Annotated in this window: 11 protein-coding genes and 1 tRNA gene; 7 read left to right on the forward strand and 5 right to left on the reverse strand. The window is 33.5% G+C overall.

Annotated features, from left to right (window positions below):
- The first annotated feature begins 166 nt into the window (after nucleotides 1–166).
- Together DWY01_RS10690 and DWY01_RS10695 are read left to right on the forward strand one after the other, a co-directional pair.
- Nucleotides 167–1,096 carry a hypothetical protein gene (locus tag DWY01_RS10690; RefSeq protein WP_117996108.1) on the forward strand — a complete coding sequence of 310 codons (930 nt, stop codon included), beginning with the start codon at nucleotides 167–169 and terminating at the stop codon, nucleotides 1,094–1,096.
- Nucleotides 1,097–1,163: 67 nt separating this feature from the next.
- Nucleotides 1,164–1,886 carry a hypothetical protein gene (locus DWY01_RS10695; RefSeq protein ID WP_117996109.1) on the forward strand — a complete coding sequence of 241 codons (723 nt, stop codon included), beginning with the start codon at nucleotides 1,164–1,166 and terminating at the stop codon, nucleotides 1,884–1,886.
- A 19-nt stretch (nucleotides 1,887–1,905) separates the two neighbouring features.
- Here DWY01_RS10695 and DWY01_RS10700 read toward each other — a convergent pair whose 3' ends face one another.
- The 3 genes from DWY01_RS10700 to DWY01_RS10710 are packed head-to-tail and all read right to left on the reverse strand — an operon-like array spanning nucleotide 1,906 to nucleotide 5,518.
- Nucleotides 1,906–4,539, reverse strand: a complete 2,634-nt coding sequence (locus DWY01_RS10700) for an RNA polymerase sigma factor (protein WP_117996110.1) — start codon at nucleotides 4,537–4,539, stop codon at nucleotides 1,906–1,908.
- 21 nt (nucleotides 4,540–4,560) lie between these two features.
- Entirely contained in the window at nucleotides 4,561–4,764 is a 204-nt protein-coding gene (locus DWY01_RS10705) for a hypothetical protein (RefSeq protein ID WP_117996111.1), read from the reverse strand.
- Entirely contained in the window at nucleotides 4,727–5,518 is a 792-nt protein-coding gene (locus DWY01_RS10710) for a hypothetical protein (RefSeq protein ID WP_117996112.1), read from the reverse strand. The genes DWY01_RS10705 and DWY01_RS10710 overlap by 38 nt, the downstream gene beginning before the upstream one ends.
- Nucleotides 5,519–5,833: 315 nt before the next feature.
- Between DWY01_RS10710 and DWY01_RS10715 the strand changes: the two genes are divergently transcribed.
- Entirely contained in the window at nucleotides 5,834–6,538 is a 705-nt protein-coding gene (locus DWY01_RS10715; RefSeq protein WP_117996113.1) for a type IV secretory system conjugative DNA transfer family protein, read from the forward strand.
- Nucleotides 6,539–6,613: 75 nt separating this feature from the next.
- Nucleotides 6,614–7,189, forward strand: a complete 576-nt coding sequence (locus DWY01_RS10720; RefSeq protein ID WP_117996114.1) for a DUF6037 family protein — start codon at nucleotides 6,614–6,616, stop codon at nucleotides 7,187–7,189.
- Between the two features lie 94 nt (nucleotides 7,190–7,283).
- On the opposite strand, the gene DWY01_RS10725 is transcribed toward DWY01_RS10720, so the two are convergent.
- On the reverse strand, nucleotides 7,284–7,739 hold the full coding sequence (locus DWY01_RS10725) for a hypothetical protein (RefSeq protein ID WP_147332189.1): 456 nt from the start codon (nucleotides 7,737–7,739) through the stop codon (nucleotides 7,284–7,286).
- A 291-nt stretch (nucleotides 7,740–8,030) separates the two neighbouring features.
- On the opposite strand from DWY01_RS10725, the gene DWY01_RS10730 reads away from it, so the two are divergent.
- On the forward strand, nucleotides 8,031–9,953 hold the full coding sequence (locus DWY01_RS10730; protein ID WP_117996117.1) for an ATP-binding protein: 1,923 nt from the start codon (nucleotides 8,031–8,033) through the stop codon (nucleotides 9,951–9,953).
- Nucleotides 9,954–10,091: 138 nt separating this feature from the next.
- Nucleotides 10,092–10,634, forward strand: coding sequence for a hypothetical protein (locus tag DWY01_RS10735; protein WP_243002006.1), 543 nt, complete (start codon nucleotides 10,092–10,094; stop codon nucleotides 10,632–10,634).
- A 458-nt stretch (nucleotides 10,635–11,092) separates the two neighbouring features.
- Here DWY01_RS10735 and DWY01_RS10740 read toward each other — a convergent pair.
- Nucleotides 11,093–11,167 (reverse strand) — tRNA-Trp (locus DWY01_RS10740).
- A gap of 134 nt (nucleotides 11,168–11,301) precedes the next feature.
- Here DWY01_RS10740 and DWY01_RS10745 point away from each other — a divergent pair.
- Entirely contained in the window at nucleotides 11,302–12,582 is a 1,281-nt protein-coding gene (locus DWY01_RS10745) for an adenylosuccinate synthase (RefSeq protein ID WP_117996116.1), read from the forward strand.
- Nucleotides 12,583–12,685 lie beyond the last annotated feature (103 nt).

Consider the following 12,685-nt stretch of genomic DNA (forward strand, 5'->3'; position numbering starts at 1 on the left):
TATTCTAAATTGAGTATCCATTTTTATATGATTGGGTTTCACATTTAATATGAATATATGTGTATAAATAATTTGAAGATACCTAATTATGTGTACAATTTAATTTGAATTTTGTGTTAGCAATTAATCTGGTAATCAACAAGAAAATTTAAAATTACAGGAAGAAATGAAAAGACAGCTTGCAGAAATGGAAGAGATTAAGAAGAGCTTAATGAATTCAGAGTTACAGGGCTTGATGGATCAAAGAAAGGCTTCAATAACAGAAAAAGAGGAGTCTCAAACAAGATTAAATGGTTTAATGGATGAGAAGTGTTTATTGGAAGAAAAAATTTCAAATGAAAATACGAATTATAATAATATTTTAAAACAATTAAATTCTATAGAAGAAAAGCTTTCTGGGTTTTCTCGTTTAAATGATGAAAAAACAATTGTTTCAGAACCAGACTTTAGTCCATTAGATATTGAAGAGGTTGTGGAAAATAAAGTAGATGATGTGAAACCGGTATTTGAAAGTGTAAAGGTAGAGCCTTTTACTGCGGCTGTTTCTCAGGTTCAAAAGGATCTTGAACCCACAACTCTATTTGAAGAGGCCGTAAAGTCAGTGGAGTCAAAGGATAATGACAATACGTGTGTACACTACAATAATACGTTTAATGGTTTAAAAAAATATGATGAAGAATTGTATTTCTTTTTGGATGGATTAGAAAAAAGTGCGGAATATTCATTTAAGGAAACTTTCACAAAGGTAGGAAACTACTTAGATTTATTTACGGATAAGATATTAGATAAAAATCATATAAATAAAGCGTCTGTTACGCAGGACAAGGCTTCAAATATGGAGTGTTTAACGGCAAAAATTAATTATATTATCACAAACCAACTGATAACTTTACCGGCGGATAATGTGAGTTATAAATGTTCAGCTTGTGATGAATATATTAAGACAAACTGTTTTACATTCTTAATGATGCTTTATAAGACGGCCGTATTGCCTAAGGAGCAATTGCGTAATTCGTATCCAATATATAATGATGAAGTCATGACAAAGTGTATTAAGTGTATTTTATTCGTATTAAATAGATTTTATGTATCATAAAAAAGTTTGAGTATCACTAAATGTGCTAGAATAATTTAAGGGATAGTGTTACAGGAGATAAAAGGGTATGTATACAGATAATAATAAACAAAGAAAAGGGAAAGCTTTGATTCTTAGCGCTTCAATTGTAGCTCTTTCGTTAGGTGGATGTGCAGTTAATGAAAAAAATCCTGAGGCAAAGCCAGATCCGGTTGTGCGTGAAAAACAAGAGGTGAACGTAATTGATATTTATAAGGATACAATCAATGAGTATGTAGAATTTCTAAATGGAGATAAGGAATATGATGAAAATACAATGCCTTTATCCATGCGCGAAATGAGCTATGATCCATATCTTGATCATTTTGGTTATGCGTTGATGGATATCAATGAGGATGGAGTGGATGAGCTTTTGATTGGATCTTATTCTGAAGATGCTCACTTCTTCTATGATATGTATGTCATCAAGGATGGAAAAGCAAAGTACTGCGTTAAGGATGAATCGAATGTGAGGGTGGCTGGCTATAGTCAAGATTATTATGCCATCACAAATGATAATAAGATTTATAATTATACAGTTAATGGAGAAGAAAGCTGGACAGCAAGTGTGAGTTCATTTGATGGTAGTCGACTGAATTTAGAAAAGAAATATCGATTTAATAGCTTTGAAGATGCGACATGCATGGAATGGAATCTAGATACGGAGCAGTGGCAAGAAACAACTTCGGAAGCTTTAAATGATTTTTCGAATACGTATTCAATGGAGAATTTTAAGGTAATTCCTTATAAAACGTTAAGTGAAATTAAATAGGAGAGCAATTTTGCTCTCCTTACTTGTTCCATTTTACACTTTTAGCCATTTTAATCACTTCATCATATAGCTTTTCATATGCGTCCTTTTCAACAGGTGCTTGTGCATCGGATTCTTTGTGGAATGATAGTGTTACACGATATGTATATTCATCACAATCTAAATCAACTATATCCATAAAAATTGTATCTGGATAGTTATCTCCTGTAAGAACGGATACTTTAACATATTTTCTTTTAGTGCCAAAGATTTCACCACTTTTAGATTCTGGATATTTATCAAGCTCTTCTTGTGCTTCATCCTTTGTGTATTGATCTTGTTCAGTTTTTGCGGATGATTTTGCGATTGATAATTCTGCTGAATAACCAGTAAGTTTTGATTCATCTAATGTATAAATACATTCATATTGAGGAGCCTGACTGCTATAGCCTTCTGAGACAAAATTAAACATAGATGGAATTTGAATCGTTGCATCATATCCTTCAAGTTCTTGCGTGTGATTCTTTTTGTTGTAAAGTCTAGAAGATGCTTTAAATTCAGATAATGGAGTGTAAGAAATCTTTTTAAGATTCTCTTTATCTTCATATTTTGATTTAAAATTCTTAATTTCATTTTCATCACAATCTTCAAATGATTGCGTACTCGAATTGTATTTTTGTGCAATTGTAGTATCTTCCATACCATCATAACAATATTCAGTATCCGTAATAATGGTACTTCCTTCCATATGGCCTAAGCTAATACTATAGGCTTTAGCTCCAGAACTTCCGAAATGATATATTTTATTATCAGATGTTAAGTTAAATCCCTTTCTATACCAAGCTGTTGCAGGATTAGAACCATATGAATCTTTGAAGTCAATGATACTAGGTACATTGTCCTTTATTGTATATACATCACAAAAACCACTTGTACTTGTTGTAAGGCCAATTAAGAGTTCGTCTTGACCATCATCATTTAAGTCTATAAATGCATAGCCAATATTTGATAATGAAAATTCAGCGTTCATAAAATAATAACATATTTCAGACGTCTGCAATGGATCAAAAGGACTGCTACATGCCTTAGTTGAAGCCGTATCATAGTATTGTTTCAAAATAACATCATATTCTTGATGATTGTTTGTTGCGGTTGTTTTTGATTTTTTTTCTGATGTAAAAAATGGTACATATTGAATTGTTTTCAAATTGCTAGAAGGATATTGGTTTGAATCTGAAGCATAATCTTTATTATGTAATTTCTCACCGTTATATTCAAATATACCGATTTGATCGCAATCCGCTGACATTTCATCATAGCTTAATTTACCGTTCGCAAATTCATCAATATTTTCTTGTGATGGTTCTTTAGAAATAATATCTCCATTGTTTGCCAAATAATACTGTAAGTCCATATTACCATGCACTTCTGTTTCATCCTGTCCGTATATATCACTTTTACAAGGTGTGGCCAAACCATCTTTTATTGTATACATATCTAGAAAGCTTTTGCTAGTTTTAGATTTGTTATCATATGCACCGACCAATAGTTCTGTTACACCATCATTGTTTACATCTACGTAGCTATAACCATAGTTTAAACTTGGATGATCTTCATAAACCATCATACATAAGGTTGAAGAATAATCGTTTTCATCTTCTATTTCTTCTTTTGATAACACATCTTTATATTGCTGTATGATAGGTTGATATGCTTTTTCATAATCAATATACGAATCTGGATTCTTTTTACTTATTACTGCATAGCTACCCGCAAAAGCACCTATACCTACGACTGCAGTTAATGCACCAATCGCAACTTTTGATAAACCAGCTTTCGCAACGGCACTTGCACTCGATGTTGCTACTTTGTTTGTGACAACTGATTTTGTTGCTTCTACCGGTAATTTTTTAGGTGGTGTCGCAATTGGGGAAATAGTCGCAGCCTTTACACTTTCAATAAGCGTATCTGGTACTTTGACTTTGTTTAATTCGTCGTTTAACATCCAAGCCAAGAATGGAAGTGGAGCAACCGTGTAGAAAGACTTTCCTTGTGCACGTAATTCCTCGATCTTTGTTTTGATTTTATTTTTGGCATACCGAACCTGGCTACGCGCCGTTTCTTCATTGATTCCTAATACTTTACCTATTTCATGATAAGTTTGTTTCTCATCCCCAAGATAATATAAGGTAAGAGCCATCCTTTGTTTGGTTGGCAATGTTTCTATAATTTTTTGAAGACCTTCTCTAATTTCAGTTTTTCTAGCTAATTTATCGAATTGCTCTTTTGGACAATATTCTTCTACATCGTTTTCGATAGAATTCTCAAAAGATTCTGCCATATCTTTATTATCTAATTCTGACATTACGATATATTTTCCTTCTTTTTTCAATATATCACAAGTTGCATGTGCTACAGTTTTTTCTCCATATACGGCAAGTGCCCTATTTTCTTTTAATGAATCTATTTTCTTGAATATTTTTGTATATGCTTCAATCAAAGCTTCGTTTGCTAATTCTTCATTATGGTTCAATGCATCAAGCGCAATACAATAATAACGTTGTTTAGTGATTTCCATGAACTCAAGCCACGCACTTTCATCTCGCTTTTTAATACGAATCGCTATTTGCTCAATTTGATCTGCATCATACCAATAATTTTGTTTTTCCTTCATGTTTTTTTCTCTCCTATATCATCATGCTAACATTTTTTTCATAACTTCGATGGGAATCTGTTCCAAATTTTTCTTATAATGAATTAGGGTTTGTTTATATTCCTCTTCAAAATAAAATTGTAATAATTGATCAATAGAAAACAATGTATCTTTCGCCATCATTTCATCATCTATAACTTTATTCTCTTTATATTCCGTAAATATCGCTCCTTTTAATTCTAACATACAGCCATTTATATAACCATAATGATCTTAACCATCTTTCAGTGTTACTCACTCTTTCTTTAAGTGATAGTAATAAATTGCTAGCTTGAACATATGTTTTATATCCAATATTTGTATCAGAAATTGAATGTAGTGTTTCATTTGAATAATCTTCATCAAAATTAAGTTGAATTAAACTCAACTCATACTCCATTTGTTCTTCTGTTTTCTTACAATCCATACTTTCATATTCAACTATGATCGCATCAAACTTCATAAATAAATCGTTCAATATACTTTTTGATTGATTAATCAAACCAATTTGTTCCTGATAACTTGCTTTACCATAAGATAATATATCTGGATTTATATTCATAACTTCTAAATTATTGTTTTGAATGCTATCAAATACATCCATTCTATGATGTGCTTTATCCTTACAATCATATTTACTGCATTTCTTTAATGAATTGTGAGATCTGTACTCATCAACTAAAGAATTCAATTCCATAATAGCAGGAGTATTAGCTTCACCTCTTTTAGTTTTGCTCCTTGCATTATTGTATTTATTTAGATACTTTTTATGTTCCTGTACTCTATATACATAGTTCAAAAGTTTTTTTACAATTTCCTCTGGCTTTTTTTCTTTTAATAAATCCATTGTTGTTTTTTCTACAAAAAATCTTTCAGTTAATGCCTTTGTCATTGAAGTAGATACTCTGTTGTTCACCGTTCTTAATGTTATTTTTTTTTCTTTGTTTGCTGCTTTTTCCATCATTTTCACCTTACAAGAATGTCTTTTTCTTGCCTTTCACTAATAAGGACGATCAAAAAAGTCAAAACCGGTTAAAATTTATAAAAAAATTTAATTTTTTTTCTGAACTTATTTCTTTGATTAAAAATATCGGTAAACTGATGGCGAATCTTATATATAAATGAATTGTTAGAACAGTTAGCATTTCTAATGATGCCTGATAATGATGATTTTAGTGATGCCAGCCAGTTCTACAACACAGAAGGGCGAAAAATTCTAACTGCATAATTCATAGCGTTCTATTTTGCGGGATATGATTTTATAGATACTTGTAAAATGGTATTCCAAAGTAGCTGGAAGGATTTATTCTCAAGGATTGATGAAACAAAGAATCAGGATGCGATTCAGTACATCAATTCGTTTGAAGGAGCTTCTGAACAAAATACGTCAGGTTGTAAACAAGCGTGTGATGCAGTAATAAAACTATTCGCGACAAATGAAACGATTCAAAAAAGTATAGGTAGACCAGTTGATGGTTCTGAATCTTTTGATCCAGGTAAACTGGAAACAAAGAACGTGTTTGTTGTGATTGATGATAGTAAGCTAAAACTATATGCACCATTATTACATTTGATTACAGCGCAATGCTTAGAGCTTTTCTCGGAAAGATCAAATGAAAGTAAGACTAACATTTTGTTTTGTTTAGATGAATTTGTTTCACTAGGGAAGCTTGAAATAACGGATGCATTAAGAAAATTAAGAAAAAAAAATGTACGAATCATGATTTTAACACAGTCAATGGCTGATATTGATTTGTTGTATGGAAAATCCGAGAGAATGACAATGATGAACAATTTCTCATTTAAAGTTATCTTAGAGGCTTCAGATACAGAAACACAAGATTATTTTGCAAAATTGATTGGATACAAACCAACCAAAAAGAAAAGTGTATCAACAAGTAATGTTAATACAACGAAAACATTGGCAGATGATAAAGAATGGATCATAGAATCGGCAAAAATTAGCACGATTAGGAGATAGTTTGATTCTGCTTTATCGAGAAGGTTATAAGTTACTGAAGAAGAATTTTTATTTTAAACATTAGGAGGACTGAAAATGGCTATATATTTATCGAATTTACGTTATCTGGTATCGGATATGCGAGAGAAAAAAATTGATTTAAGTGAATTTGAAGTGCAATATCAACGTTATAAATTCAGATGCATACTTGATATAGGAGCATCTCCATATGAGCTGTTGATTGGAGCAATAGATACAAATTGGGCAGCTGTCATATATTTGAAAAAAGGATATGAAGCTGAAATGGCGGATAAAGATTTTTATAAATTATGCGATTTGTTAGAGTTAAAACCAGGAGGAGGAGTTTTTACTTCATACATGTTTTTAAAATACATTTCAAATCATGCGCCGCATAAATGCAAAAGACGTATAGTTGATCCTGCGTATTTGGTTCGTTATCGTCAACATACGATTAAAGATAGTGATGAACCATGGAAAATATATTTTAAAGGTTGGAATAATCATGTGTTAGATAAAAAAACAGCAAGAAATTTTGATAAAACAGAAAAGTTACTAGGGAAAAGGGTTGCTGATTATTGCAGAGAACATAATATTAGTTCTATATGGTCGGATAAAACAAATGAAAAAAAGAAAGTAACGTATCCGTGGTGAAATAAATAAAAAAACAAGGTGTTGTAACGAAATGAGTTTCGAACAACACCTTTATTTCTGTTGATTGCTTAGTATGACAATTATAAGAAGATCTTTATGTATAACGAATAGTTATAGCTGCCAGCGAATAATATTCTAAAAATATTTTTAAAGCATTTAAAGATAAATCATCTATATAATGGTCTTCTAATAATTCTATAGATATGTATTTGAAAGGTTTATCTATATCATCTATTAAACGTTGTTTAAAGATGACTTTGGATTTATCAATTAAATACGTGAATTTTGCACGGTCATAAACATAATAGTTCTCAATGTCATGTAGAGTATAGAAATATGAATAATCGTTTAAATCTGTGTAAGTGTATCCAATTTGTATGTTTGTATAAGCTCCAAGTGTTTTAAGTCTAATCACAATAATTCTGTTTGCATCGGGTTCTTCTCTTTTATAATTTGTGAATGAAGTTTCAAAATGCCGAAGGTGGAGAACGGCAATGGTACTTAATCTCGGATATAGAAAAAGCGCACCTGTTTTCGCTGTTTGTTGCAAAAACAAGTACGCCTGCAAAATGTCGTAAAATCAAAGATACCTCCGTCAGCTATTGGTTGAACAGGCATTTGTAGTTGCTCTGTCAACATAGCCGACGAAGGTATTACGACTGGTTCGTTGTCGGTTTCATTCAGATTTTCACGGTATTACGGTGGTGTTATAAAGCAATATAGGTTTTTACAAACTTTTTGTATGAAAATTAAACACGATATGTTAGCTCTCTACAAACCACTTATATTTTGTGTTAAAATAAATTAAAAAATCGGAATTTGAAGGATGTGAATGAACAGCATGAAGAAAACAAAAGAAGGAATTAATTTGAAAAAACTCCTTAGGCTGAAGAATACAGGCAGTATCTTTGTGATTGCAGGACTTTTGATAATTTTGGTAATAGCGTCGTACACATATATTCTGCAAAGTTCTTACACTAAGACCGCACTTGAAACAGAAATCACACGTGACACAGCGAGTGCAGATGCAGTACTCAAACTTGTGGATGGAAGAATCGGCAAAGAAGATTTTGATCAAATCAAAGATCAATCTGATGAAAAGAAGCAAATATATAAAGATATCTCTTCATATTTCAATGAAATCAGAACATTGAATTCTACTCGATATATTTACACCGCTACAAAAAATGAAGAAGGAAAACTCGTTTATGTGGTAGACGGTTTGGATCCGGATGCGGATGATGTAAGACACCCTGGAGATTATATTGAGGAAGAAATGGTTCCGTATATTGATAGGGCTATTTCTGGGGAGATTGTGTACTCTCAGGATATCATCGATACAACATGGGGTCCGATTTTTACGGCTTGCTATCCTGTAAGAGCAAATCATGATGGGACAGGAGAAATCATTGGCGCATTTTGCATTGAAATGGATATGCAATCAGCTTATGGAATGGTTGAAAAGACGAATCATATTTCTATCATCTGCGGTTTAGTCGCAGGAGCTGTATTGCTTTTAATTTGTCTATATACCTATTATGTTTACCAGAAAAGCAAGGCAGAAGAGCAAAAACAAAAACAATTATTAATGACCGCAGCTGAGGAAGCAAATGCTGCCAACAAAGCAAAATCTGCGTTTTTGCTTAGTATTAGCCATGACATCAGAACGCCGATGAATGCCATTATTGGATTTACAAACATTGCGCTTCACCAGAACGCAGTTTCAGATATTCATGATAGCTTGGAGAAAGTTCAAAAAAGTTCGAATCATCTTCTCTCTTTGTTGAATGACGTTCTGGATTTTACTCGCATTGAAAGTGGAAAAGTTACTATTTCACCCGAGCCAGTGGACATTACTCAATTGACAGATAACGTCCAGGCGATTATGAATGGACTTCTTTATACTCGAGATCTTAAGTTTGAATTACATCGAGAAATCCCAAAGAACCTATATGTCCTTGCGGATGTTGTGCGTATCCGGGAAGTTTTGGTGAATCTTCTTGGCAATGCTGTGAAATTCACAAAGGACGGCGGAAAGATTACTTTGGATATCAGCAGTTACCCAGGAGCGGATGAGAAACATATCATAACTCGTTATGTTGTTCGAGATAACGGTATTGGCATGAGCGAAGAGTTCCAGAAAAAATTATTCGATCCGTTTTCACAAGAAGATGATGCTAATGCCAGAACTCAATATAAGGGAACCGGTCTTGGTATGGCCATCACAAAAAAATATGTGGATATGATGGGCGGTTCGATTGCTGTTGAGAGCAAAAAAGGTGTAGGTTCTACATTCACAGTGGAGATCCCACTGGAGTTGCCAGAACAGGTTATTCAATCAGAACAAAAACAACATCTACATAGAGATTTGACGGGTATTCATGTTCTTATGGCTGAGGATAATGATCTAAATGCTGAACTTGCTACGATAATGCTGGAAGATGCTGGTATGACCGTAACACGCGTATCAGACGGAAAAGAAGTTGTGAATTTGTTTAAAAATCATCCACGAGGCACATACGATCTTATTTTGATGGATATTATGATGCCAAACATGGATGGACACCAAGCAGCAAAAGCCATTCGAACCTTGGGTATAGAGCGGTCCGATGCAGTTACGATTCCAATTATAGCTTTGTCTGCAAATGCTTTTATAGATGATATTCAGGAATCCCTGGATTCAGGCATGAACGACCATATTTCCAAGCCGATTAACATGGAGGAATTAATCGATACTATCACTAAATACATTAAACACGTTTAGGAAAACAAAGAAGTTAATTCTGATGAAAAGTTTGCACTGTTCTTGTCGGATGCGAAAGCGCAAGTTTCCTATGATTGTGATACGGGTCGCATCACCACATTTCTTATCAGCACCCAGCACCAGGAGGACACATCTGTTATGGATATTCGCCTGCTAGTGGAAGCTGTCATGGAAACCGCCGGGAAGATCAAGAACGACAATATGTCCGATCAGGATTTCTACAAATTACAATTTGCGGAGGAGTATATGGTCTGGTTAAATATATTCGGACTGATAATTATTGCAGTCATTATGATACCCAATATTATTTTTGCAATTAGATGCAAAGAGGGTTTTGAAAACAAATGGAGCAATAAATTTATTGAGGTTGCAGAACAGATAGGAAGGTTTGGCTGCTTTGGTTTTATGATAATCAACATTCCCGGAACATGGTTCGGGTGGTGGTCTGACGAAGCATTTGCCATATACCTTATTGTGGATACAATATTAGTAGTGTTATATTGTGCAATTTGGACAATTTGCTTTAAGAAGAGCAGCATATTCAGAGCACTGGCGCTATCTGTTATTCCTTCAGTTTTGTTCTTGTTTAGTGGAATTATGAGTCGATCAGTTCTGTTGCTTATCGCAGCAATATTGTTTGCACCAAGCCATATTCTGCTTTCGTATAAGAACGCAAAATGATATTGGTTAAATTCCAGTTTAGTTTTCTCAGTTTCCGTGAGGATGGCTTGTCCAAGTTGTAAAAAGAGAAGACCTTCATCTAAGAACATCTGTGATTACATCTCGAACGCATAAGAACAAAGAGACTTAATGTTTCTTTGTTTTTTTGTGCTTTATTGAGCACGAATAAGTAAACGTAATTCTTAGTTTCATGAAAACAATCTCAGATTATTGTATGAAGGTTGATTGAAATTTGTTTTGGCTATAGGTTGATCTATATATAATCTGGGAGACTATTCTGTTATAAAAAGCTTTTTATTTGAACTTTTAATAATTCGTTTCGAAAAGTAAAAAAATAATTTTTTTCGAATTGTTTGCCAAAAAGTTTGCCAAAACGGGGTAAAATCGACTTTTTGACAACAAAAAAACTCTCAAATCTGCTTTATATAAAGCATTTTTGAGAGTTTTAAGTTTCAAACTGGCAGGGGTAGTAGGACTCGAACCCACATCAACGGTTTTGGAGACCGCTATCTTAGCCTTTGGACGATACCCCTAAGTGCCCGTTAATGATAACATGAATTAAATGGTTGCGCAAGCTCTTTTTTTAAAAAATCTCAATTGACAATAATATGAGGGTTACTTATAATTAATTAGGTATTGTAAAGAACATACCTAAAAGGAGGCTCTTATGTCAAGCCAAGTAGTTGTAGGTACCCAATGGGGCGATGAGGGTAAAGGAAAAATCGTCGATGTTTTAGCTGAAAAAGCAGATATGATTGTGCGTTTCCAAGGTGGAGATAATGCAGGACACACAGTCATTGTAAATGGTAAGAAACATGTATTGCACTTATTACCAAGTGGTGTATTACATGAAGATGCAACATGTATCATTGGTCCAGGTGTTGTTTGTAATCCATTTGTATTATTAAAAGAGATGGAACAATTAGAAAAAGATGGTTTATCAACTAAACACATCATTATTAGTGACCGTGCACAGATGTTAATGCCATATCATCAATATCAAGATGAATTAGAAGAGCAAGCTGCATCTAATAAAATCGGAACTACAAAACGTGGAATTGGTCCATGTTATGCAGATAAGTATGCTCGTCATGGTATTCGTTATCATGAATTTAAGGATTTTGAACATTTTAAAGTTCGTTTAAAAGAATGTTTAGATTTCAAAAACAAATTGTTCACTGCTGTTTATGGCGGAGAAGCTATGGATTACGATAAAATGGTAGCTGATTTTGAAGCTATTTATGATCGTATTGTCCCTATGATTCAAGAAACAACACATTTAGTAAACGAAGCATTGGATGAAGATAAAACTGTATTGTTCGAAGGTGCACAGGCAGCTATGCTTGATATTAACTATGGAACATATCCATATGTAACTTCTTCAAGTCCAACTAGTGCTGGTGTAACAACTGGAGCATGTATTGCGCCAAGTCGTATTCAAACTGTTGTTGGTGTTGTTAAGGCATATTCGACACGTGTAGGAGAAGGACCTTTCGTTACAGAATTGTTAGACGAACAAGGTGAATGGATTCGTGAACATGGTGGAGAATATGGAGCAACTACAGGACGTCCTCGTCGTTGTGGATGGTTAGATCTATTAACTGTAAAACATGCTAACTTAATGAGTGGATTAACAGATATCGTTATTACTAAGATCGACGTATTAGATGGCTTAGATGAAATTAAAGTTTGTGTAGGATACGAAATCGATGGTAAAGAATATAACTATATTCCTAGTGATCAAGCTGATGTTGCCAAGGCAAAACCAATCTATAAAACATTCAAAGGTTGGAAGACAGACATCACTAAGATGACTACAGTAGATCAATTACCTCAAGAATGTCTAGATTATGTACACTTTATTGAAGAATTTACAGGTGTACGTGTTTCTATGATTTCTGTAGGACCAGATCGTGTTAATAATATTTACGTACATGAGATCAAGTAATTGATCTCTTTTTTCTTGTTTTGATGGTATTATAAATAAGGTGGTGTGCGCCAGTTCGGTGCCAAATATTTAGTTGGTGGGAATCCAGTCTGGTAAAACCTAG

Origin of the sequence: Eubacterium sp. AF22-8LB, from assembly GCF_003458715.1 — a bacterium.
Taxonomy (GTDB): domain Bacteria; phylum Bacillota_I; class Bacilli_A; order Erysipelotrichales; family Erysipelotrichaceae; genus Holdemanella.